The 22972-nt window shown below is 63.3% G+C and carries 19 protein-coding genes; 15 read left to right on the top strand and 4 right to left on the bottom strand.

Annotation, left to right across the window (positions count from 1 at the left end):
• Window positions 1-192 (bottom strand): flagellin N-terminal helical domain-containing protein (locus GRX31_RS25145; RefSeq protein ID WP_442874098.1); only part of this gene is annotated, 192 nt, incomplete at its 3' end.
• Window positions 193-571: 379 nt separating this feature from the next.
• Here GRX31_RS25145 and GRX31_RS25140 point away from each other — a divergent pair.
• From GRX31_RS25140 to GRX31_RS25125, 4 genes are all read left to right on the top strand, one after another.
• Window positions 572-1825, top strand: a complete 1254-nt coding sequence (locus GRX31_RS25140) for a flagellin (RefSeq protein WP_047219434.1) — start codon at window positions 572-574, stop codon at window positions 1823-1825.
• A 115-nt stretch (window positions 1826-1940) separates the two neighbouring features.
• A complete protein-coding gene (locus GRX31_RS25135) occupies window positions 1941-2957 on the top strand; it encodes an ATP-grasp domain-containing protein (RefSeq protein WP_047219435.1) in 1017 nt (338 codons plus the stop codon).
• An 11-nt stretch (window positions 2958-2968) separates the two neighbouring features.
• Window positions 2969-3694 carry a class I SAM-dependent methyltransferase gene (locus GRX31_RS25130; RefSeq protein WP_160855416.1) on the top strand — a complete coding sequence of 242 codons (726 nt, stop codon included), beginning with the start codon at window positions 2969-2971 and terminating at the stop codon, window positions 3692-3694.
• Window positions 3695-3773: 79 nt separating this feature from the next.
• Window positions 3774-5897 (top strand): FkbM family methyltransferase, encoded by a 2124-nt coding sequence (locus GRX31_RS25125; RefSeq protein WP_160855414.1) that lies wholly within the window; start codon window positions 3774-3776, stop codon window positions 5895-5897.
• Between the two features lie 176 nt (window positions 5898-6073).
• Here GRX31_RS25125 and GRX31_RS25120 read toward each other — a convergent pair whose 3' ends face one another.
• Window positions 6074-7300: a DegT/DnrJ/EryC1/StrS family aminotransferase gene (locus GRX31_RS25120; RefSeq protein WP_082138153.1), complete on the bottom strand. Its 1227-nt coding sequence runs from the start codon at window positions 7298-7300 to the stop codon at window positions 6074-6076.
• A gap of 5 nt (window positions 7301-7305) precedes the next feature.
• Window positions 7306-8952, bottom strand: a complete 1647-nt coding sequence (locus tag GRX31_RS25115) for an O-linked N-acetylglucosamine transferase, SPINDLY family protein (protein WP_047219438.1) — start codon at window positions 8950-8952, stop codon at window positions 7306-7308.
• A gap of 318 nt (window positions 8953-9270) precedes the next feature.
• Between GRX31_RS25115 and motA the strand changes: the two genes are divergently transcribed.
• From motA to GRX31_RS25070, 9 genes are all read left to right on the top strand, one after another.
• Window positions 9271-10131: a flagellar motor stator protein MotA gene (motA, locus tag GRX31_RS25110; RefSeq protein WP_016449292.1), complete on the top strand. Its 861-nt coding sequence runs from the start codon at window positions 9271-9273 to the stop codon at window positions 10129-10131.
• A 24-nt stretch (window positions 10132-10155) separates the two neighbouring features.
• Window positions 10156-11199 (top strand): flagellar motor protein MotB, encoded by a 1044-nt coding sequence (gene motB / locus GRX31_RS25105; protein ID WP_016449291.1) that lies wholly within the window; start codon window positions 10156-10158, stop codon window positions 11197-11199.
• Between the two features lie 124 nt (window positions 11200-11323).
• Complete coding sequence (cheY, locus tag GRX31_RS25100) at window positions 11324-11710, top strand: chemotaxis response regulator CheY (RefSeq protein ID WP_012202534.1); 387 nt, start codon at window positions 11324-11326, stop codon at window positions 11708-11710.
• A gap of 10 nt (window positions 11711-11720) precedes the next feature.
• The gene (locus GRX31_RS25095) at window positions 11721-12335 is read left to right on the top strand and encodes a protein phosphatase CheZ (protein ID WP_016449290.1); all 615 of its coding nucleotides are present in this window, start codon (window positions 11721-11723) and stop codon (window positions 12333-12335) included.
• A 200-nt stretch (window positions 12336-12535) separates the two neighbouring features.
• On the top strand, window positions 12536-13708 hold the full coding sequence (locus tag GRX31_RS25090) for an EscU/YscU/HrcU family type III secretion system export apparatus switch protein (RefSeq protein ID WP_016449289.1): 1173 nt from the start codon (window positions 12536-12538) through the stop codon (window positions 13706-13708).
• Entirely contained in the window at window positions 13705-15804 is a 2100-nt protein-coding gene (gene flhA, locus GRX31_RS25085) for a flagellar biosynthesis protein FlhA (RefSeq protein ID WP_016454350.1), read from the top strand. The genes GRX31_RS25090 and flhA overlap by 4 nt, the downstream gene beginning before the upstream one ends.
• Window positions 15801-17414 carry a flagellar biosynthesis protein FlhF gene (flhF, locus tag GRX31_RS25080; RefSeq protein ID WP_160855412.1) on the top strand — a complete coding sequence of 538 codons (1614 nt, stop codon included), beginning with the start codon at window positions 15801-15803 and terminating at the stop codon, window positions 17412-17414. Before flhA ends, flhF begins: the two co-directional genes overlap by 4 nt.
• A complete protein-coding gene (locus GRX31_RS25075; RefSeq protein ID WP_016449286.1) occupies window positions 17407-18288 on the top strand; it encodes a hypothetical protein in 882 nt (293 codons plus the stop codon). Before flhF ends, GRX31_RS25075 begins: the two co-directional genes overlap by 8 nt.
• A 5-nt stretch (window positions 18289-18293) precedes the next feature.
• Complete coding sequence (locus tag GRX31_RS25070; protein WP_012202528.1) at window positions 18294-19007, top strand: RNA polymerase sigma factor FliA; 714 nt, start codon at window positions 18294-18296, stop codon at window positions 19005-19007.
• Between the two features lie 209 nt (window positions 19008-19216).
• Here the strand turns inward: GRX31_RS25070 and GRX31_RS25065 are convergent, their stop codons facing one another.
• A complete protein-coding gene (locus GRX31_RS25065; RefSeq protein ID WP_016449285.1) occupies window positions 19217-20668 on the bottom strand; it encodes an aminotransferase-like domain-containing protein in 1452 nt (483 codons plus the stop codon).
• 194 nt (window positions 20669-20862) lie between these two features.
• Here GRX31_RS25065 and GRX31_RS25060 point away from each other — a divergent pair, with 194 nt between their 5' ends.
• Both GRX31_RS25060 and GRX31_RS25055 read left to right on the top strand, forming a co-directional pair.
• Window positions 20863-21465, top strand: a complete 603-nt coding sequence (locus tag GRX31_RS25060) for a LysE family translocator (protein WP_016449284.1) — start codon at window positions 20863-20865, stop codon at window positions 21463-21465.
• A 234-nt stretch (window positions 21466-21699) separates the two neighbouring features.
• Complete coding sequence (locus GRX31_RS25055; protein ID WP_160855410.1) at window positions 21700-22878, top strand: aminotransferase-like domain-containing protein; 1179 nt, start codon at window positions 21700-21702, stop codon at window positions 22876-22878.
• Window positions 22879-22972 lie beyond the last annotated feature (94 nt).

Below are 22972 nucleotides of genomic sequence, written 5' to 3'. Positions count from 1 at the left end.
GGCCACCGCCAGACCACGCACCTGAGTGCTCATACGCTCGGAGATGGCCAGCCCGGCTGCATCGTCCTTGGCGCTGTTGACTCGCAGGCCCGAGGACAGGCGCTGCATGGACGTGGCCAGCGAGCTGCCGGACAGGCCCAGGTTGCGCTGCGCGTTGATCGAGACGACGTTGGTGTTGATGGTCATTGCCATGATCGGGTCCTTTGGAACTGACGGTAAGGATGAAGAATTTGCTTGGTTTGCCGGGGCTTGCGGCCGTGTCTATGTGCACTGCTGCCAGCTTTGTCGCCTGCAGGCCTACCCCGTACAAAGCTGTTATCGGGCCGCTTCAGGAGTTCTTTAGGGCTTTTGTGGGCCTTGCTTGTGTTGGCAAGGGCAGGCATGGGCCGAACAGGGCTTCGGCACACGCCGGAAGCCCGGGAATAAGGGGCAAAACGCACGCTTATCTGCGATATGAGCGAAGGCCCCTCATTGAAAAATAGCCCATCGCTAGCGTTGCCTGTCGCTCATCCGTGCTCATGGTTTCTGTAGCGATGCGATGCAACCTGCCTTTTCTGAAGGAAAAACAGCAATGGCCGCCACTATCAATACGAATCTTGCTTCGATCAACGCACAGCGCAACCTGGCCCTCTCGGGCAGTTCGCTGAATACCACCATGCAGCGCCTGTCCTCGGGCCTGCGTGTCAACAGCGCCAAGGACGATGCAGCCGGCCTGGCCATCTCGGAGCGCATGAATACGCAGGTACGAGGCCTGACCGTGGCCGCACGCAATGCCAACGACGGCATCTCGCTGGCGCAGACGGCCGAAGGCGCACTGGGCAAGGTGGGCGACATGCTGCAGCGCATGCGTGAATTGGCTGTGCAAGCCTCGAACGCCACCAACAGCAAAAGCGACCGTGAGGCATTGCAGGCTGAAGTCAGCCAGCTGTCCGCGGAAATCGACCGAGTGGCCAAGCAGACAAACTTCAACGGTCGAAAAATTCTGGACGGTAGCTTTGCCGGTGCGGTATTCCAGGTCGGGGCCAACTCTGGCGACAACGTGACACTGGGCGCCTTGGCAGACACACGCTCTTCCCAACTGTCGTCGGTGTCGTTCGCCTCCTCTTCTGCTGCGGCAGTCAGTACCACCAACACCACGGCCAACACCACGCTTTCGGACTATGACGACGCGATTGCCGCTGGCACTCTATCCGTCACCGTAGGCACGACACCCAACGCCACCGTGGTGCCGCTGGAGCAAATCGACTCGGCCAGCAACCGCCAGGAACGCCTGGGCCAGATCGTGACGGCCATCAACAACAAGTCTGCCGACACTGGCGTCACGGCCTATCTGACCAAGATAGATGGCACCGAAAACTACAAAGTGGAAATCATGTCCGGCAAGCTCGACGCCAATGGTCAACCCGTGGCAGTGGAGTTTGGGGGCTTTACTACGGAGCTGACGGGCGCGTCTACGGTCGACCTCAGCATCGCCGGCGGTACGGCTACCTCTTCCATCCTCGATGACAAGGGCATTGAAGACATCGACGTGACGACACAGGCAGGCGCCTGGGTCGCGCTCAAAAAGATCGACAGCGCTGTAGATCAGGTCAATAGCGCACGCGCCACCCTTGGCGCCATGCAGACGCGGTTTGAAAACGCGGTCAACAACATCGACATCCAGGTGGAAAACCTGTCTGCCGCCCGGGGCCGCATTGTGGATGCCGACTTTGCCAAGGAAACGGCGAACCTGAGCCGTACGCAGATCCTGCAGCAGGCGGGTACGGCCATGGTGGCGCAGGCCAACCAGCTGCCCCAGAACGTTCTGAAGCTCCTGCAGGGCTGATCTCAAGCAAGAGGCGGATCCGTAGTGCCAGCCTTACGGACCGCCGCAAACAGTCCAGCCGTCGCCAAAATGCGGTCATGACCTCACGGCCCATGCGCCTGGGCTTACCCACACCATGGACGCCGCACAAAGAAAACCCTGCTATCTGGTCACGGCCATCGGCTCGCTCTCAGCTGCTGCGGTGATCGCGTCGCTTCGCGACATTCCCGGATGCTCGATCGTGGGCACGAACGCCAGCCCAGCCGCGTGGATTCATGCCGCTTGTCTAGTGGATGCATTCCATCAGGTGCCGCCTGCCTCGCTGCGTGAAGCCTTCCTCGCTGCCTTGCTCCTCATATGCCGCGAGCATACCGTCACGCATATCCTCCCCCTGACCGATCCTGAAGTTGACGTCTTGTCGGACCTCGAGACGGTACTGGCCGCCGAGGGCGTCACCCTATGCATCGCCCCACCCCATGCCATCAAGGCCTGCCGGGACAAGTGGCTGGCATACCAGCAGTGCGTGCAGGCGGGTGATATTCCAGTGATTCCCACTTGGCTGCCTATGGATGCGGGAACAGATGCATTGCCTTTCCCGCTGATTGCAAAGCCACGCCTGGGCAGAAGCAGCGAAGGTCTCGTGCGGCTGGACGATGTCCGCGACCTTGAGCACTTTCGAACCAAATACCAAGGCCAGCCCTACATCATTCAGCCACTTCTGGCGGGTAGGGTCTGCGTGGTGGATATCGTTCGCCAACGCTCGACAGGCAAGTGGGCCGCCGCCAGCCGAGTCGAGTTGCTGCGCACGTCAAACGGCGCAGGCACCACGGTGCAGATGATGCCAGCCCCTCACTTGTGCGCGCTCGCCCAAAGAGTCGCAGAGCGCCTGGACACCAACGGCTGCATCAACATTGAATTTCTCTGGCCGGACGCATCCGGCAAAGAAAAAGAGCCTTCCGGGGATTCCTCGCTGCTCATGGATATCAATCCCCGATTCTCCGCCGGTGTCGGCTTCAGCAGAATGTTTGGCTATGACATGGTCAAAAACCATCTAGCCTGCTTTTCCTCCGACGCCCAGACTCTGGAGGAATTCCATCCACCGCTGGACTCTCCGATCATCACCCGGCACTACACAGCCACCATAAGCCGCTGAATCTCTCCTCTATGCAGCTGAAGAACCTTGACAAAACATCCACAGCATCTGCCTGGGATTCAAAGTGGTCCACGATTTTCGACCATTATCAAAAAGATCTCCGGCATGCACACTATATGCGTGCGTTGATGCACTCGGACGAGCGAAAGATCTTGGAAATGGCGGCAGGCAGCTTCCGTGACATGGCGGCGCTCCGGCGCGCCGGCCTGGACTGCCATGGAATGGATTTTTCTGGAGAATCCATCGAACGCGCCAAGGCCAATTTTCCGGAGTTTAAAGAGAAAATACACCAGATGAGTGCATTTGAGATGCCGTTTGATAACCAATTCTTTGATGTCAGTTATCACAATGGATTCTGGGTGCTTTTTTCTGATGAGAACATCAGGAAACTTGCCCAAGAACAAGCACGCATCACGGGGAAACGCATGTTTGCGACTGTTCACAATGCACACAACCGGCAATTCGTGGATTATTTCGACAGATTGAAAAAAGACGATCCACTTTATGATGTGCGATTCTTTCATGTGGAAGACCTCACTGCATTGATGAGCGAGGTGTGTGATGATGTGCAGGTTATTCCTGTAGGCAAAGGCAAGCGCCGCCATGAGGATTGGCTGATCAAGATGGGCATTACCCACCCCCTTCTCCTTCGGAGTTACTTGAAGATTTCCGGAATGCAATACCTGAACAGCAGCGAACGTCTGCTTTGTGTAGGCACACCCAGGCACGCTGCCTAAATCACACGGCTTACGTCCAATTCTTGCCAGGTCTTGATGGCCTTTGCATATAGCCAGCAGCCAACCATCCATGAATCGCATGAACCCATCCCACCCTAGCCCCTCTGCAGCACCGTCCAACACAACGTATGCCGCAGGAGCAATGCACCAATATTACCGCGACACGCTGAGCCAAGATTTCAGCTTCCCGGCCATAGGAGGCATATCCAAGGACGTTATCATGCATCTGGTCCAGACCGGCTCATGTGATGTCACCCGCTTGCTGGATCATTTACTGAGCACTCCCTCAGGCTTGGGGGAAAATCAGGACAAGGCGCTGAAAATGCTGCTGGTGCTGATCTGCCAAGCCAATATGGCTCTGGACAAAAACAACAACGGCATACAGCAAAAGTTCCCACCATCCTACGCCAAGGCGCTATGGGAAGGACTGATGAAGGTCCTCACCCTGGACCCGAACGACCACTACCTCACCATTGCCGCCCAACTGCTGTTTCGCGTCGGCGACATCCAAACCGTGCTAGACATCGCACGCCAGCGCCCCATCATCGCTGAAAAGCACCGCACTTTCCAGAAGATCCTTGCCATGATCCACATGATGGACAAGGACTATGAAAAGGCATTACCCTACTTGGCGGATCTCATAGAGAACAAGCTTGAATCTCAAAACTCCCTGGTCACCCTGATGGCTATGAGTTGCATGTACAAGCTGGGAGGTCTGCCCGAAACACCCATGGACTTTTCCACGCTCGCAGCCGAAGAAGAGGCTGCACAAGCGTCGTCCACAGCAATCGACTGGTTTATAGAACCTGAACCCAGTCGTCAGGCAAAGCCCGTGGTCCTGATCGCCTGCGACGAACGCTATTTCTTCGATCATGCTTTGGCACTCATCTATTCACTGCAGGAAACCAATTCCGCAGAAATGGATGTCCACCTCCATCTCTACAATCCCAATCCCAGTGTTCTCTGGAAATTGCAGCAGCTGAATCAAGCACTTCCAGAACTGCATATCACAGCTACCCAGGAACGTATTCGCACGGATGCGACCAAGATACGTGTGGATTTTGCAAGCCGCAGGTTTGTTGCGGCAAACCAGGTGCTCCAACGACTGAATGCACCACTGATCGTGGTGGATGCAGATGGGCTTTTCCGAAAATCCTGGACGACCTGGCTTGGCAACGTTGATTTGACAGCAGACATCATATATGGCAGCAGCAATGCCGTTCCATTCTGGGAGGAGGTCCCTGCGGGTTTTGTATACCTGAAAAATAGCACTGCGGCCAGCAGCTATATCAGAGAGGTCGCGCGATTCATCGAAAACAACTTGAAAAAAAGCAACCATGTATGGTTTCTGGACCAGATGGCCTTGTCCGCGTGCATGGATCAAGTTTCAGGGGATGCCGCACAAATCTGGGCGCCCCCGGCCTCCACACTGGTGGACATCAACCATACTGCCGACTCTCTGTACTGGGCAGTCACGACAATGAAGTCCGGGGCCAGCCGATACGATGAATACAAAAAATATCTTCTGGAAAAATATGAGGGCATATACCTTGGGAAACTGGAAGACATCTTCCATTATCTAAGCAAGAGCAAGGAAACAGTTAGGTTCGTACAGGTGGGCGCAATGGACGGCGTCAGCTACGACCCCATCCACAAATATGTGAAGAATTTTGGCTGGCAAGGTATTCTTATCGAGCCGCTTCCAGACATGATGCAGAGCCTCAAGTCCAGCTATCGTGATTGCAAAGGCCTGATTTTCGAAAATATTGCAATATCCGATAAAAAGGAGACCAAGACGCTTTACCGCGTAGAGCCAGAAGTCATCAAGAAACATCAGCTCCCGGACTGGCTTAAAGGCATGTCAACCTTTGTCGACGGCAAGCTTGACAACTACAGACAATATGTAAAAAAACAGCCTGTCCAGTGTTATCCACTGATGAGTGTTCTGGAGAAACATCGGCTTCCGTGCATTGACGTGCTGCAGATCGACACTGAAGGGTTCGACTACAAGGTCTTCAAGCAATTGGATTTCAGCAAGTACCGTCCATCCGCAATAAATATCGAGGTTGTCAACCTCGAAGCGGAGGAATTCGATTTACTTCAATCGGAGCTGCTCAATCAGGGATACGTCTTTTACCGCTATGAAATGGACATGATCGCGGTGCACACAAGCCTGTACAAACAGGCGCAAACGGAAGCCTGAACCATGAGATGCAGGCAAGGCATCAGCCTGCATCCAAAAGAATACGGCAGAACGAGCGGGGGCCAGTTTGGCCCTCGTCTGCCCACTTGAGACACCCTAGAGCGTATGCACTTCCACGTGCCCGAGAAAGCCGCAAAAGGGTCCGGAACGAGGCGTAGCACGCATGTCGCGCGGTATCACATGACTCGACCAGGCTGCGCCAGAGAGACAGATGCCAGGCTCTGAACTCCCTGAGTTGCATGGCTTAGGGATGCTGGCGTAAAAACACTGCCAACCACCTCCTCGACCCTCGCAAATTGTTCTTGCGTCATGCCCAGAAAAAAAGGCAGGCCTATCAGGGTCTGAGAAATAGCCAAGGCATTTGGCGAAGGCAATGTATGGCAGCGCTGCTGCAACGCCGGCATATGCTGCAGCAAGGGTTGATACCAGCGACGCGTGGTGATACGGGCCTCCAGACAGAGGCGCTCGAGTTGAGTGCGCATAGCTTCTTGCGGGAGACGCACGCAAAGCGAAGTGGGTGCGAGCAAGGGTCCACCTGATCCCTGGGTCTGCCAACGTAGTTGGCCTCCACTGGCCATATCCAGCGCGGCCATGATGTCCGTCATCAGCGCCCGCCTTGAGGCTGCCTGCCCACTCCACGTCTGTAGCGAAGCCAAACCTATGGCTGCATGGTATTCACTCATCTTTGCGTTGGAGCCGCAAAGGGTCAGCGCCCCAATAGGCACGTTGGAACCCGCATCAAGATTGATGCCGAAATTAGAAAGCTGGCGCACACGTTTGGCCAAGCCTGGCTTGGTGGAGACGATCAAGCCACCCTCGCCGGCGGGCAGGCTCTTGGTGGTGTGCAGGCTGAAGACCAAGGTGCCCTGTGCTCCGTTCAATTGCTGGCTGCCGAAAGCTGCGGCCGCATCGACGACCACAGGCAGCCCAGTCGTCTGTTCGAAATACTGCCATTCAGCCATGTCATGCGGCATGCCGAAGGCCGCCACCGGGAGCACTGCGTCCACATGTGTCTGCGCGCAGGCTTGCCGGGCCAGGCTGGGAGTAAGCATCCAGCTGTCTGCGTCCACGTCAGACAGCACGGGCACATGGCCCGCACGCAACACAGCCGTGGCTGTGGCGACGAAGGTAAAGGCCGGCAGCAGCACCCGCGACCCCGGCGGCAGATCAAGTGCCTGCAGCACCAGTTCAAGGCCCAGCGTGGCATTGGCCACCGTGGTCGCCTGGGCCGTTGTAACTCCCAAGTGACCGGCCAACTCGAACTCCAAGGCCTGCACCAAGGGACCGAAATTGGAGTATTGCCGTGCCGCATGCATGCGCTCCAGCCACGGCAGCATCATTTGCGGGCTGGGAAGCTCAGGACGCAGAAGGGGCACCCAATCGTTCAAGCCGGTAGCGGACATGGTCGTCACTCCTTTTCGATTTCCTGCACCAGGGCGTCAAGATCGACGTCCACGCTCAAGGAATTGCGGTCTCCACGCAGCCAGTTAAGCCACATGAGGCGGAACGCCTTTTCCAGATCAGCCGTCCGCGAGGCATAGTCCATGTAGCCGCAGCCGCGCATCTGTTCACGAATGGTCTTGCGCATCGCCTGCAGGCGCTGCGGGTCATCCATGAGAGCCAGCGCCGCCTGAACATAAGCTTCGTTGTCCTTGACAATCTCGCCCCCTGCACCGACTACCTGCAATGTCCTTGCACCAGAAGCATCGACACCTCGCTGGGCATCTATGGTGACGATGGGCAGCCCCATCCACAACGCATGCAAGGCCGTGGTTCCTGCGGAAATGGGGGCGGTGTCCAGCATGATGTCGGCAATATGTCCCAGCTCCATGAATTGGTTCAACGGCTGCTGGTGAAGCACAGACACCCTCTCCAGCGGCATTCCTGCCGCCTCCACGCGAGGCTGCATGCCGGCCTGAGCTGCGTTGGCGTCAGACTCCTTGACCATGATGATCAGACGAGCGTCCTGGCGCATCTCGAGAATGCGCGCCCAAACGGCCAGTATCTCGTCTGTGATCTTTGCAGAATTGTTCAGCGAGATCAGCGTGGGATAGCCGTTGCGCAGCATCGGTGGCAGCTCGCATAGGGGGGCATAGGCAGGAGGTGCGTAGCTGGACGAGTAGCGCAGCTGGAACAGTTTCTCCGCATAGAAAGAGGATTGGCTCGCTGGGACCATGTCCGGAGAAACCAGCCGGTAGTCCATGGCCTTCATGCCCAGCGTCTGCAGGTATCCCAGCCATGTCACCTGCACCGGCGCCGCGCGTCGGGCGAAGACACCAAGGCGATGTCCATGGGTGTAGCCAGACAGATCCACCAGCACATCAATACCGTCGGCGCAGATCCGTTTGTGCAATGCCTCGTCCGACAGCTCCATCACATCCTCCCAATGGGGCACCAAGGCACGCAGCTGCGGCGTGAAATGGTCCCAAGGGCCGTTGTAGTAGACGTGAATGTCGAAATTCTCGTGGTCGTGATTGCGCAGCACGGGCAGCATGAAAAATGCCACCGAATGCTCACGGAAGTCGGCGGTCACATAACCGATCTTCAGCTTCTTGCGAGGGCTACGGTCACGCAGCGGCAAAGGCCGGGCCTGCCGCGTAAGTGGGTCGGCAAAGCGTCGACCCCAGTCGCGAGCTACTTCCAGAGCCTTCATGGGATCCCGTCCGGTATGGGAGTGCAAGTAAGCCCGCATCATCCACTGCGGGCTCGTGCTGCTAGTTTTGACCACCTTGTCGATCAATTCGCAAGCCTCTTGCTGGCGACCCAGGCTGAAAAGAGCCAGGGCCAACAGCATCTTGGCCTGGTCTTCCTGGGGGTTCAGTTGTACGGCAGTCTCCAGCGCACCGATGGCAGGCTTCCAGTGGCCCATTCGCGTATAGGCAAGCCCTATGAACAGCCAGAGTTTGGAATTGCCCATATCTCTTGCCACACGCTGCATCAAGGCCGTCAGTGCCTGCACAAACTGATGGTCGTGGATCAGTTGGTGGATCTGAGGGAGATCGAGAAGCTCGTCCGACGCTTGCTCAGGTTTCTCGCTGGAAAGAATGGAGGACATAGATAGCTGGGAAAGGAGGTTTCAGAGCCTGAGATCTACAGTTGGCCAGTCCAACCGGGCCGGCCGGCATCTCTTAGCGGCACGGCCATTGGAGCATGGGGCCCCATAAATCAAGCCTGCGAATAAGCGGCCACGACACCCGCAATTCCCACCCTAGAACGAACGCATCAGACGTGTCCGTGACAAGCCTGCCCGCCGTCGCAGCCAGGCTTTTCCGCAAACTCCCCCTACATCCCCTCATCAAGCTGCCGATCTAACAAACAATCACCCGGCTTTTCTTCCCAACGACGCCACCGCGCGCGCTCACAATCCACTCCCATGCTTGTCATCATCGGATACATCGTCGCCTTCGGTTGCATCTTCGGCACCTATGTGCTGCACGGGGGCAACGTCCAGGTCATTCTCAAGGCACTGCCTTTTGAAATGATCACCATTGGCGGCGGCGCCATCGGCGCCTTCATCGTGTGCAACCAGCCCAAGGTGCTCAAGGCCACGGCCAAGGCCATCCCTGGCGTGATGAAGAGTTCGCGCTACACCAAGGCCCGCTTCATGGAGCTGATGGCCCTGCTGTACGAGATTCTGCAAAAGGCCCGCAAGGAGGGCCTGATGTCCATCGAAGGCGATGTGGAGGCACCCAACGAGTCGCCCATCTTCACCAAGTATCCCGAGCTGCTGGCGGACCACCATGTGGTGGAGTTCCTGACCGACTATCTGCGCATGATGGTGTCGGGCAATCTCAATTCCCACGAGATCGAGTCGCTGATGGACAGCGAGATCGAGGCCCACCACGCCGAGGCCCATGCCCCCGTCAACGCACTGACCCGCCTGGCCGGCGCCCTGCCCGCCTTCGGGATCATTGCCGCCGTGCTCGGTGTGGTGAACACCATGGGCTCGGTGGGCCAGCCTCCTTCGGTGCTGGGCGGCATGATCGCCTCGGCCCTGGTCGGTACCTTCCTGGGCATCTTGCTGGCCTATGCGCTGGTGGAGCCCATGGCCGGCCTGGTGGAGCAGCGTGCCCAGGACGCCGCCAAGGAACTGGAGTGCATCAAGACCACCTTGCTGGCCAGCATGCAGGGCTACAACCCCGCCACCGCCATCGAGTTCGGCCGCAAGGTGCTGTTCTCTACCGAACGCCCCGGTTTCCTGGAACTGGAAACCCACGTCAAGGGCAAGAAGTAATCCTGCACCCAGCAGCGTCAAGCCATGGCAGAGAAAAAGTTACAGCCGATCATCATCAAGCGCGTCAAGAAGACGGCGCATGCGCCCCACGGCGGCGCCTGGAAGATCGCCTACGCCGACTTCGTGACCGCGATGATGGCCTTCTTCCTGCTGATGTGGCTGCTGGGCTCCACGGCCAAGGGCGAGCTGCAGGGCATCGCGGCGTATTTTTCCTCGCCGCTGAAGGTGGCGATGGCCGGCGGCGATGGCGCAGGCAACAGCTCCAGCGTGATTCCCGGCGGCGGCAACGACCTGGCCAAGGTGCACGGCCAGGTACGGCGCTCCGAGGCGGCCGACAGCTCCAACCGGCGCACCAGCGTCGATTCGGGCCGCGCCGATCAGGCCCAGGTGGACTCCAACCGCATCAAGGCACTCAAGGCCAAGGTGGACGCGATGATCACCAGCAATGCGCGCCTGAACGAATTCCGTTCTCAGATCCGCACCGACGTGACGCCTGACGGCCTGCAGATCCAGATCGTGGACGAGCAAAACCGCCCCATGTTCGACAGCGGCAGCGCCTTGGTCAAACCGTATATGCGCGACATCCTGCGCGAGGTGGGCGCGGCGCTGGCAGGCGCGGAAAACCGCATCAGCCTGTCCGGCCACACCGACGCGGCCCCTTACGGCAATGCCGACCGCGGCTACAGCAACTGGGAGCTGTCGGCCGACCGCGCCAACGCCTCGCGCCGCGAGCTGGTGGCCGCCGGCATGCCCCTGAACCAGCTGGCACGCATCACGGGCCTGGCCAGCAGCGACCTGCTGCTGCCCGACGATCCGCGCGCGCCCCAGAACCGGCGCATCACCATCACCGTGCTCACGCAGGAGGCCGAAAAGCGCCTGCTGGGCCACCGTGGGCCAGTGACGCGCAACGCCTTGCCGCCGTCATTGGCCGGCGGCAGCGGCGGCACCGCGAATGCAGCCACAGCCGAAGCCACGGCCGGCGAGACCGCCGCGCAGCCCGCTGCCGCCGCGCCCGCAGCCGCAGCCGCCCCTTCGGCGCCCGCGTCACCTGATCGTGTAACAAATTAAGGTTTGAGCCCGATGCTGCCGAAAAGCAGGAAAATTCCCACATTGCGCCAAGAAGGTTTCATATTGTTACCATCGCGGCGGATTCTTACCAGTACCGAGCACCTACCGACCGAAAGGGCCTCACGTGGCTAATGCCCTGCGTTTTTTGATCGTTGACGACTTCTCCACCATGCGGCGCATCGTGCGCAATCTGCTCAAGGAGAGCGGCTTTCCCGAAGCCGATGAAGCCGAAGACGGCGTCGTGGCACTGCACAAGCTGCGCAACAGCAAGTTCGATTTCGTGGTGACGGACATCAACATGCCGAACATGAACGGCTTCCAGCTGCTCACCGAAATCAAGCAGGACGACAAACTCAAGCACCTTCCCGTGCTGATGGTGACGGCCGAGGCCCGCAAGGAGGACATCGTGGCAGCGGCCCAGGGCGGTGCAGCAGGCTACATCGTCAAGCCCTTCACCAAGGCCACGCTGGAAGAGAAAGTCAACCTGATCCTCAAAAAGCTGGGCCTGTAGGGCGCGCGCCATGAGCAACCCGGATGTCCCCGACAGCGTCCACTACAAGGTAGGCGTTCTCACGCGCCAGCTGCATGACTCGCTCAACGAGCTGGGCTATGCGGACCGATTGCGCGGCAGCATGGGAGAGCTGCCGGATGCGCAAAGCCGCCTTTCCTACATTGCGCGGCTGACCGGAGAGGCCGCCGAGAAGGTCCTCAACCGTGTCGAGCTGGCCAAGAGCCAGCAGGACCGGCTGGCCGAGCGCGTGCGCGCCATGCGCGCGCAGCTGGTCGAGGATCCCGTGGCGGCCGTGGCCAAGGGCCGGGTGATGAACTTCCTCGAAGAGGTCGAGCAGGACACGCAGCAGGCCGATGAGCACCTCACCGAGATCATGATGTCCCAGGACTTCCACGATCTCACGGGCCAGGTCATCGCCCGCGTGGTGTCGCTGGCCGCCGACCTGGAGGACCAGCTGGTGCAGCTGCTCATCCAGACCTCGCCCAACCCGCAGCAGACGGCGCTGGAGCCGCTGGAAAAGCCCAAGGAGCACCTGGCCGGCCCCGTGGTCGATCCCGAGAAGACACCCGATGTGGTGACTTCACAGTCCCAGGTGGACGATCTGCTGGCCAGCCTGGGGTTCTGACACACCCCGGGGCGCCATGCGCCTTTGCATTTGCATTTGCACGGCAACCCTTCCCGCTGCGGGGCAAGGGTTTGCCGGCGTGCCGCTGCCTGCCGCACCACACCCCAGACAGCGCATAAGCGCCGCTTGAGCCCTGCTTATCGGGGCTTCGCCCATCCGGCTTGTTCCGACAATGACGCAAATCCTTCCGTCATTGCGCCATGGACTCCAGCCAAGACAAAAACCTGCCAGCCACCGAACGCAAACTGCAGAAAACGCGTTCTGACGGCCAGGGTGCGCGCTCTCGGGACCTGTCCCACCTGGCCATCCTGGGCACGGGCGCGCTGATGATGCTGATGGGCGCCGAGCCCCTGATCCAGCACCTGCGCATGGCGCTGGCCCAGCAACTGGCGTTCGACGCGCACACGGCCAAGACCCCGGCCCTGATGATGGAGCGCATGCTGTCCATGGGCAGCCTGGGCCTGAAGATTTCCCTGGGCGTTGCCGCCGTGACCACGGCCGCGGCCGTGCTGTCGGGCATGCTGGCCGGCGGCTGGATCCTGAGCCTCAAGCCCATACAGCCGCAGTTCAACCGTCTCAACCCGCTGTCGGGCCTGACCAATCTGTTTTCCAAGCAGCAGATGGTGACCGTGGCCAAGATGGTGGCGATGACGGCCATCCTCTCCTTCGTGGCCTGGAAGTTCCTGAGCAGCCACATCGCCGAGATCGCCGCCATCTCCTCCCAGCCTTCGGCCATGGCGCTGACCATGACCGGGCAGTGGCTGGCCAGCGGCGTGGCCCTGCTGCTGCTGGTGGTGTTCCTGATGGCCGTGATCGACGTGCCGCTGCAGGCCTACCTGTTCAAGTCGCGCCTGAAGATGAGCCACGAGGAAGTCAAGCAGGAGCACAAGGAGTCCGACGGCAACCCGCAGATCAAGAGCAAGATCCGCCAGAAGCAGCGCGAGATCGCCGACCGTGCCAGCGTCAACGCCGTGCCGCGCGCCGACTTCGTGGTCACCAACCCCACGCACTATGCCGTGGCGCTGCGCTACGACGAAAAGACCATGGCCGCCCCGCAGGTCATCTCCAAGGGCACGGACCTGGTGGCCCTGAAGATCCGCGAGGTCGCGGGCGCCCACAAGATACCGGTGCTCGAATCCCCGATGCTGGCGCGCGCCCTGTACGCGCACGCCGACCTGGACCAGGCCATTCCCGCCGCGCTGTACACGGCCGTGGCCCAGGTCCTGGCCTATGTCTACCGCCTGAAGGCCGCGCTGCGCGGCGAAGGCCCCATGCCTGGCGATCTCGGCGAACCCGCCGTGCCCGCCGAACTCGATCCGCACCAGGGCCGCCGCGCGCCCGCCGCCGCGACCACTGAAGGTACTGCTCCATGACGACGAATCCGCTCCAATCCCTGCAATCGATGTGGTCGGGCGAGAACACCAGGTTCGCCCAGGGCCTGATGGCGCCGCTGCTGGTGGTGGCCATCCTGGCGCTGATGGTGCTGCCGATTCCGCCGTGGCTGCTGGACACGTTCTTCACGCTGAACATTGCCGTGGCGCTGATGGTGATGATGGTGGCGGCCTACATGATCCGGCCGCTGGACTTTGCGGCCTTCCCCTCGGTGCTGCTGCTGACCACGCTGATGCGCCTGTCGCTGAACGTGGCCTCCACCCGCGTGGTGCTGCTGGAAGGCCACACCGGCCCCGGAGCGGCCGGTGCGGTGATCGAGGCCTTCGGCCACTTCCTGATCGGCGGCAACTTCGCGGTCGGCCTGATCGTGTTCGCCATCCTGGTGGTGATCAACTTCGTGGTGATCACCAAGGGTGCCGAGCGTATCGCCGAAGTCTCGGCCCGCTTCACCCTGGACGCCATGCCCGGCAAGCAGATGGCCGTGGATGCCGACCTGAACGCCGGCCTGATCGACGAAAAGGAAGCCAAGCGCCGCCGCGCCGAGGTGCAGGAGGAAGCCAACTTCTTCGGCTCCATGGACGGTGCCAGCAAGTTCGTGCGCGGCGACGCGGTCGCCGGCATCCTGATCCTGGTGATCAACATCATCGGCGGCTTCGCCATCGGCATGATCCAGCACGGCCTGTCGGCCGGCCAGGCCGCCGACAGCTACATCCTGCTGGCCGTGGGCGATGCGCTGGTCGCACAGATCCCCGGCCTGCTGATCTCGGTGGCCGCGGCCATGGTGATCTCGCGCGTGGGCAAGGAAACCGACATGGGCCAGCAGATCGCGCAGCAGCTGTTCATGTCGCCCAAGGTGCTGGGCATCACGGCCGGCGTGCTGGGCCTGCTGGGTGTCATTCCGGGCATGCCCCACGTCGTGTTCCTGAGCACGGGCGCACTGCTGGGCTGGCTGGCCTGGATGCTCTCGCGCCGCCAGCAGGAACGCGCCGCCCAGCAAACCCAGGCCCCCGCCCCCGTGGCCGCGCCCAGCGACGGCGAAGCCACCTGGGACGACCTGCAGCCCGTGGACCTGCTGGGCCTGGAGCTGGGCTACCGCCTGATCACCCTGGTGGACAAGGGCCGCCAGGGCGACCTGCTGACCCGCATCAAGGGCGTGCGCCGCAAGTTCGCACAGGAAGTGGGCTTTCTGCCCCCGGCCGTGCATGTGCGCGACAACCTGGAGCTCAAGCCCAGCGCCTACCGCATCACCCTGCGCGGCGTGATGGTGGGCGAGGGCGAGGCCTTCCCCGGCATGTTCCTGGCCATCAATCCGGGCGGCATCAGCACCCCGCTGATCGGCACCCAGACCACCGACCCGGCCTTCGGCCTGCCCGCCCACTGGATCGACGAACGCCAGAAGGAAGCGGCACAAATGGCAGGCTTTACCGTGGTTGATTCGGAAACCGTGATGGCCACCCATTTGTCACACTTGATGCAAGTGCATGCCGCCAAGCTGATCAGCCGTACCGAGACGCAGCAGTTGGTGGAGCATGTGGCCAAGCTGGCTCCCAAGTTGATCGAAGAAGTCATTCCGAAAATGGTGTCCATCACGACGTTCCAGAAAGTGCTCCAGCTGCTGCTGGAGGACTCGGTGCACGTCCGCGACATCCGCACCATCATCGAGACGCTGGCCGAGCACTCCTCGACCACCCAGGACCCCGTCGAGCTGGCCCGCCGCGTGCGCATTGCGCTGTCGCCGTCCATCGTCCAGCAGATCTACGGCCCGACCCGCGAGCTGAACGTCATCGCCATCGAGCCCGGACTCGAGCGCCTGCTGGTGCAGGCCCTGTCCAACCCCGGCGCCCCCTCACTGGATCCCGGCGTGGCCGAGATCCTCACCCAGAAGGCGGCCGACATGGCCAACCAGCAAGAAGAGCTGGGCCTGCCTGCCTGCCTGCTGGTCCCCGATTCCATCCGCAACTCCATTGCCCGCCTGGTGCGCCGCGTGGCGCCGCGTCTGCAGGTTCTCGCCCACAGCGAGATCCCCGAGACGCACACCATCCGCATCGGCTCGATTCTTAAAGGTGCATCCGCATGAACATCAAACGCTTCTACGCCCCTACCTCCCGCGAGGCCCTGGCCAAGGCGCGCATGGCTTTCGGAGCGGGCACCCTGATCCTGTCCAACCGCAGCACGCCCGACGGCGTCGAGGTCATGGCCACGGCCGAGGACACGCTGGAGCACAGCAAGGCCGCCGCCAGCAGCACGCCGCTGCAGCAGGCCATCGAGCGCCGCTCGGCCGATGAGACCACGGGCCTGCGTCCCCAGCTGCAGGCCCAGCTGATCCAGGCACATACCCAGCCGCGCACGGCACAGCAGGCTTCGCCGGCGCCCTCACAGGCGGCTTCGCTGGCAGCCTCGCTGTCGGCAGATGGTGCCGAGCCTGCCGGCCTGCGCCAGAGCGTGCAGGAAGACACCGAGCAACTGGCCATGAGCACCCTGTCCTTCCAGGACTACGTGCGCGAACGCATGCTGCGCCGCCGCCACGAGGCCGGCGTCGACGAGCCCCTGCCCAGCTTTGCCCAGCGCCGCAGCCTGGGCGACGCCCTGCGCGAAGCTCCGGCCGCCGCGCCCATGGCCGCACAGCAGCCGTTCAAGGCACAGCCCGCGCCTTCCGTGGCCCGCCACAATCCGCTGCGCGCCAGCGCCGAGGCGCCGCTGCGCGAGCCCCTGCGCAGCGAACCCGCTCCAGCCATGGCCTCCCAGGCGCTGCGCGATGAGCTGCAGTCCGTGCGCGACCTGATCGAAGAGCGCTTCAACACCCTGACCTGGCTGGGCCAGACGCGCCAGAACCCCATCCACGCCAATCTCACGCACAAGCTGATCCGCGCGGGCTACTCCCCCGTGCTGGCCCGCGCCCTGGTCGAGCACATGCCCCAGGACCTGTCCGCCGGCGACGCCGTGCGCTGGCTGATGCAGGTGCTGGAACGCAATCTGCGCACCGACGCCGGCCAGGAGCCGCTGTACGAGCAAGGAGGCGTCTTCGCCCTGGTGGGCTCCACCGGCGTGGGCAAGACCACGACCACAGCCAAGCTGGCGGCCCTGTGCGCGGCCAAGTACGGCGCCTCCAGCGTCGGCCTGATCACCCTGGACACCTACCGCGTCGGCGCCCACGACCAGCTGCGCTCCTACGGCCGCATGCTGGGCATGGTCGCCCACCTGGCCCATGACCGCGCCGCGCTGCAGGACCTGCTGGGCCTGCTGGCCAACAAGCAGCTGGTGCTGATCGACACCACGGGCGTGGCCCCGCGCGATCCGCGCAAGGACGAAATCCTGGACCTGCTGGACCTGCCCGGCGTGCAAAAGCTGCTGGCCGTGAACGCGGCCGGCCAGGGCGATGCGCTGGACGATGTGATGCAGGCCTTCAAGGCACGCGGCTCCAGCCAGGCCATCCTCACCAAGGTGGACGAGGCCGTGAAGCTGGGCCCCTCGGTGGACACGCTGATCCGCCACCAGATGCAGCTGCGCGGCGTGACCAACGGCCAGCGCGTGCCCGAAGACTGGGAGCGCGCCGATGCGCAGCAGCTGGTCTCCGCCTCCATGCGCGCCTCCACCCGCTCGGCCTTCGATCCCAAGGCGCTGGACCTGGACTTCTTCTTCACCCCGTCCAGCCCCAGCACCATGGACAGCGAGGTCAGCCATGCTTGAGACCTTCCCCCAACTGCACCAGGGCCTGGGCCTGCACGGCCAGCCCGGCGCCGCAGCACCGTCCAGCCTGCGTGTGCTGGCCATGCTGCGCGACACGGCGGCCGACCCTGAAGGCCAGTCCGAGCAATCCCTGCTGTGGCCGGTCTGCGCCAGCCTGCAGCGCCTGGGCATGCCCGTCCTTGTGCTCGATGCCAGCCAGGGCGAGGCGGCCGACGCGCCTGGCCTGGCCCAGCTGCTGCAGCAAAGCGCCTGGCAGGCCCGTACCGGCCTGCACCCCGACCCCCGCCACAGCTCGGTGGCCGTGCTGCCTGCCCGCCAGGGCCTGGAGCTGCTGCCCCTGCAGGCACGGCAAGCCGGCATGACGCCCATGCAATGGCTGCAGCGCCATGTGCGCGGCTATGCCATCGTCATGCTGTATGCCGATGCCGACACGCTGGCCCGCAATCTGCCCGGCCAGGCCGTGCACCCGCTGATGGTGCTGCCCGAACACGGCCCCCGCGTGCTGGGCTGCTACCGCCAGCTCAAGCAGCTGGCCGTGCATGCCGGCCTGCGCTGCCTGCTGGCGCCGCTGCTGCCCGGCGCTGACCCCGTGGATGTGACCAGCTACGATTGGCGCCGCGGACAGACCGGTGCCCGCAGCCAGGCCGAGGATGCGCAACGGCGCCAGTCACAGATCGACGCGCTGCTGCGCTGCGCACAGCGCCATCTGGGCCACGCGCCCGGGCTGCTGCCCGTGCGCCTGCACCATGCACCGGACCTGCAGCGCCTGGCGCTGCAGTTGCTCAACCATGCGGGCAGCGTATTGCCGCATGGCGGCCAGGACCTGGCCGCCGGCTACGCACCGCTGCCTGCATCCCATGCCTGGAGCCACTGACTGCCATGTACACCGCCAAAGGCCAACTCGACCGCGATGCACTGATCCGTCGGCACGTACCCCTGGTACGCCGGATCGCGCTGCACATGATCGCCAAGCTGCCTCCCAATGTGGAGCTTGATGATCTGATACAGGTCGGAATGATCGGCCTGGCCGAAGCCCTGTCCCGCTTCGAGAGCGAGCAGGGCGTGCAATTCGAGACCTTCGCCAGCCAGCGCATCCGCGGCGCCATGCTCGATGAACTGCGCGAGGGCGACTGGATGAGCCGCAGCTCGCGCAAGAGCCAGAAGGACATAGAGCACGCGCTGCACCGCCTGGAGCAGCGCCTGGGACGCACCCCGCTGGAGTCCGAGATCGCCGACGAGCTGGGCATGGACCTGGACGACTACCAGTCGCTGCTGGGCAAGGTGCGCGGCACGCAACTGGTCTACCTGGAAGACATGTCAGGCGGCGACGAGGGCGAGGACTTCCTCGAACGCCACGTGGCCGACAGCGGCGCCGACCCCTTTGCGCTGCTGCGCGACCACCGCCTGCGCGTGGCCCTGGTCGAAGCCATCAAGGCCCTGCCCGAGCGCGAGCAGTACATCATGGGCATGTACTACGAGCACGACATGAACCTCAAGGAAATCGCCGCCGTGCTGGGCGTGACCGAATCGCGTGTGTGCCAGCTGCACAGCCAGGCGATTGCGCGCCTGCGTACGAAGATGCGGGCGCATTGACTGGGGGCACTCCCTGAGGCGCTTGCGCGCCTTCCCCCTCTCTACCCGCTTCGCGGGGGAGGGGGACGACACCCTCGCGGCGGGGCGGCCCTTGCTCGGTGTCCCTCGCTTTGGGCCTCGTCGGTTTTTTGCGCTGCTGGTCTGATCTATGTTTGCGGGTCGATACAGCCTTCCGCCCCCTCCCCCTCTCCTCTCTCCCATTCCCTTTTCTATGCGCTGCCGCGCATGGCTTGGACTTCGCGTTCGAAGATGCGCCAGAAGGCGGGTTCCTGCGTGGTGGCGAAGTTGATGCGCATGCAGGTGCTGGGCTGGCGGCCGGCGTGGAACATGGAGCCGGGGGCGATGAAGTAGCCGGCGTCCAGCAGGCGCTGGGCCAGGGTTTCGGTGTCCACGCCGGTGTCCACCCAGCCGAACATGCCGGCCGGCTCGGCCGCGAAGCGGGCTCCGGCCTGCTGGGCCAGTGCCACGCTGCGCATGCGGGCCTGGGCCAGGTGCTGGCGCAGGCGCTCGGCATGGCGGCGCAGCTGGCCCTGGTCCATGCAGTGGGCCAGGGCGCGTTCCGTCAGTGCGGGGGTGGTCAGCGTGGACAGCAGCTTGGTGTCCACCAGGCGCTCCACCAGCGCAGGCGGCGGCGCCAGATAGCCCACGCGCCAGTTGGGCGCCAGCAGCTTGGCGAAGCCGCTCACGTAGATGCTGTGGCCCAGGCGGTCCAGCACGGTCATGCGTGCGGCGTGGTCGGGCGCGATCTCGCCATAGGTATCGTCCTCCACCACGTAGAAGCCGAATCGCCGCGCCAGCTGCAGCACCTCGTGGGCGCTGGCCGGCGACAGGCTGTAGCCGGTGGGATTGTGCAGCACGCTCACGCTGACGTAGAGCTTGGGCGCGCAGCTTTCGCAGTACCGCTGCATCACGGCCAGGTCCGGCCCGTCGGGGCCGCGCGGCACGGGCAGCACGCGCATGCCCAGCGATGCCAGGCGCGCGAACTCCACGGCCCAGCCGGGCTCCTCCACCATCACCGGATCGCCCGGCTGCAGCAGGGCCCGGCTGACCACGTCCAGCCCATGCGTTGCGCCCATGGTGGTGATGATGTGCTGCGGCGCCGCCGCAATGCCCAGGCGCGCCAGGCGCCGCGACAGCGCCTCGCGCAGGCTGATGTCGCCCAGCGGGTCGCCATAGCCCACGCAGGAGTCGTGCAGGGATTTTCCCGAGCAGGCCTTGCGCATGGCAGCGGCCAGAAAGCCTGCCTCCAGCCATTGGGCCGGCAGCACGCCCGCGCCGGGCTGGGGCCTGCCGCCCACGCTCTGGTGGAACATGCCGCGCACCAGCATGGAGGCATTGATGCGCGTGCCCTTGGGCGCGCCGGTGGCCTCGTCCGCAGGCGCGGCGCGGGCCTGTTCGGACTGCAGCAGCGGTGCGTCCTGCACGAAATCGCGCACGAAAAAGCCGCTTTGCGGCCGCGCCTCGACCAGGCCCTGGGCCTGCAGCAGGTCGTAGGCGGCCACCACCGTGTGCGTGCTCACGCCCTGCTGGCGCGCGCATTCGCGCACCGAGGGCAGGCGTGCGCCCGCCGGCAGCAGGCGCATGCGGATGCGCTCTCCCAGGCGTTCGGCCAGCTGGGTACTCAGGGTCTGCGGCGCCAGCCGCGAAAGGGGAACGGGCATGAGGGAGTCACCAAAACGTCACTGTATCGGGATGGGCGCCGATACAGAACATGCAATTGAGGGTTCAACTGTATTGGTACTGTACAGGTCTTGCACCTATATTGCAGGCATTCGTGCTGCGGAGCAGGCCTGCCGTGCCCTCCTCCCCAACAGCCCCTTGCCGCCTGTATGGAGACCTCCGGGGCCACCGCCTCATGCCACCGTCCGAACTCACCGCCTTGTTGCTGCTCGCCGCTTCCATGAGCTTCAGCCCCGGCCCCAACACCACGCTGTCCACGGCCCTGGCCGCCAACCACGGCCTGCGCCCGGCGCTGCGCTTCGTCCTGGCCGTGCCCGTGGGCTGGTGCTTGCTGCTGGTGCTGAGCACGGCCGGCGTGGGCGCGGCGATCGTGGCGGCACCGCTGCTGCTGTGGCTGGTCAAGGCCGCCGGCATCGGCTACCTGCTGTGGATGGCCTGGCGCCTGAGCCGCAGCGCACAGATGGCATCACTGCAATCTCAGCAGCAGCTGCAGGTGGGTTTCTGGCAGGGCGTGGGATTGCAATTCGTGAACATCAAGGCCTGGCTGCTGGCCCTGGCCATCGTGGCCGGCTGGCTGGCGGGGCACGACGACCTGAGCGAGCGCCTGTCCGTGGTGCTGCCCGTCATGGCCGCCTATGCCTTCTCCAGCAATCTGCTGTATGCCTGCGTGGGCGCACTGCTGCGCCACTGGCTGGCCCAGGGACGCAGGCTGCTGTGGTTCAACCGTGCCATGGCGGCCATGCTGGCGCTGACGGCGATGTGGATGGTGGCCGCATGAGGGTCTGCCATCCACACCCAGGCAAAGGCCGTACTGGCCTGCCCAGCTATTGAAGGGAGGATGCGCAGACCCTTCACGGCCGCGACAAAATACCCTCATTGCCGGCGCAAGAGCGAAAGCACCATCCGCACTGCGCTCTTCACATGCGGCCGGCCCGTGCCCCACGACGGCATGGCAACCCATACCAGCCCGCCCGCATGGCGGGCACCGCAAAGACCTGGAACTGCTTTTTTTATGACGACCTGGACGCTGGCAGACCGTGCTGCCAAGATGAACCCCTCCGCCATCCGCGAAATCCTCAAGCTCACCGACCGTCCCGGCATCATCAGCATGGCGGGCGGCCTGCCCTCGCCGCTGGCCTTCCCGCTGGACGCGTTCACCCAGGCCTGCCAGACCGTGATGCAGCGCGATGGCGCAGCGGCCCTGCAATACGCCACCAGCGAAGGCTTCGCGCCCCTGCGCCAGGCCGTGGCCGACTTCCTGCCCTGGGAAGTGGACCCCGACCAGGTGCTGATCACCACGGGCTCGCAGCAGGCGCTGGACCTGATCGGCAAGGTCTTCCTGGACCGCGGCAGCCGCATGCTGGTCGAAAAGCCCACCTACCTGGGCGCGCTGCAGGCCTTTGCGCCGCAGGAACCGATTCCCGTGGGCGTGGACAGCGATGACGACGGCATCCTCGTCGAGGACTTCGCCGCCAAGGCCGGCACCGGCGCCGACAAGGCCCGCCTGGCCTACGTGCTGCCCAACTTCCAGAACCCCACCGGCCGCACCATGGCCGAGGCACGCCGCCAGGCCCTGGTGGACAAGGCGCGTGAACTCGACATACCGCTGATCGAGGACAACCCCTATGGCGACCTGTGGTTCGAGCAGCCCCCTGCCCTGCCGCTGGCCGCGCGCAACCCCGAAGGCGTGATCTACCTGGGCTCGTTTTCCAAGGTGCTGGCCCCTGGCCTGCGCATCGGCTTCCTGGTGGCGCCCAAGTCCGTCTACAACAAGCTGCTGCAGGCCAAGCAGGCGGCCGACCTGCACACGCCCGGCTTCAACCAGCGCGTGGTGTCCGAGGTCATCAAGGACGGATTCCTGGACCGCCACGTGCCCACCATCCGCGCCATGTACAAGCGCCAGCGCGACGCCATGCTGGCCGCGCTGGAACGCGAAATGGCCGGCCTGGACGTGCAGTGGACCCGTCCCGTGGGCGGCATGTTCCTGTGGGTTCGCCTGCCCAAGGGCATGGATGCGCAAAAGCTGCTGCCCGCCGCTGTGGAACGCGGCACGGCCTTCGTGCCCGGCGCGCCGTTCTACGCGGACGATCCCCAGGCCAACACGCTGCGCCTGTCCTACGTGACCGTGTCGGCCGAGCAGATCGACAAGGGCATCGCCGCCCTGGCTGCCGCCATCCGCTCCACGATGTAAACCACCCCCTGAGCGGCTAGCGCCGCTTCCCCCTCTCTACTTGCTTCGCAAGGGAGGGGGACGACGCCCTCGGCTAGGCGCCCCCGCCGTGAGG

This window comes from Delftia sp. CH05 (assembly GCF_009827015.1).
Lineage (GTDB): Bacteria > Pseudomonadota > Gammaproteobacteria > Burkholderiales > Burkholderiaceae_C > Comamonas > Comamonas tsuruhatensis.
This window is presented reverse-complemented; position numbering and strand designations above follow the sequence as displayed.

Bases quoted from the DNA above. Each gene is read 5' to 3' on its own strand.
- GRX31_RS25140 (WP_047219434.1), top strand. From the start codon at position 572: ATGGCCGCCACTATCAATACGAATCTTGCTTCGATCAACGCACAGCGC.
- GRX31_RS25135 (WP_047219435.1), top strand. From the start codon at position 1,941: ATGGACGCCGCACAAAGAAAACCCTGCTATCTGGTCACGGCCATCGGC.
- GRX31_RS25130 (WP_160855416.1), top strand. From the start codon at position 2,969: ATGCAGCTGAAGAACCTTGACAAAACATCCACAGCATCTGCCTGGGAT.
- GRX31_RS25125 (WP_160855414.1), top strand. From the start codon at position 3,774: ATGAACCCATCCCACCCTAGCCCCTCTGCAGCACCGTCCAACACAACG.
- GRX31_RS25120 (WP_082138153.1), bottom strand. From the start codon at position 7,300: ATGTCCGCTACCGGCTTGAACGATTGGGTGCCCCTTCTGCGTCCTGAG.
- GRX31_RS25115 (WP_047219438.1), bottom strand. From the start codon at position 8,952: ATGTCCTCCATTCTTTCCAGCGAGAAACCTGAGCAAGCGTCGGACGAG.
- motA (WP_016449292.1), top strand. From the start codon at position 9,271: ATGCTTGTCATCATCGGATACATCGTCGCCTTCGGTTGCATCTTCGGC.
- motB (WP_016449291.1), top strand. From the start codon at position 10,156: ATGGCAGAGAAAAAGTTACAGCCGATCATCATCAAGCGCGTCAAGAAG.
- GRX31_RS25095 (WP_016449290.1), top strand. From the start codon at position 11,721: ATGAGCAACCCGGATGTCCCCGACAGCGTCCACTACAAGGTAGGCGTT.
- GRX31_RS25090 (WP_016449289.1), top strand. From the start codon at position 12,536: ATGGACTCCAGCCAAGACAAAAACCTGCCAGCCACCGAACGCAAACTG.
- flhA (WP_016454350.1), top strand. From the start codon at position 13,705: ATGACGACGAATCCGCTCCAATCCCTGCAATCGATGTGGTCGGGCGAG.
- flhF (WP_160855412.1), top strand. From the start codon at position 15,801: ATGAACATCAAACGCTTCTACGCCCCTACCTCCCGCGAGGCCCTGGCC.
- GRX31_RS25075 (WP_016449286.1), top strand. From the start codon at position 17,407: ATGCTTGAGACCTTCCCCCAACTGCACCAGGGCCTGGGCCTGCACGGC.
- GRX31_RS25070 (WP_012202528.1), top strand. From the start codon at position 18,294: ATGTACACCGCCAAAGGCCAACTCGACCGCGATGCACTGATCCGTCGG.
- GRX31_RS25065 (WP_016449285.1), bottom strand. From the start codon at position 20,668: ATGCCCGTTCCCCTTTCGCGGCTGGCGCCGCAGACCCTGAGTACCCAG.
- GRX31_RS25060 (WP_016449284.1), top strand. From the start codon at position 20,863: ATGCCACCGTCCGAACTCACCGCCTTGTTGCTGCTCGCCGCTTCCATG.
- GRX31_RS25055 (WP_160855410.1), top strand. From the start codon at position 21,700: ATGACGACCTGGACGCTGGCAGACCGTGCTGCCAAGATGAACCCCTCC.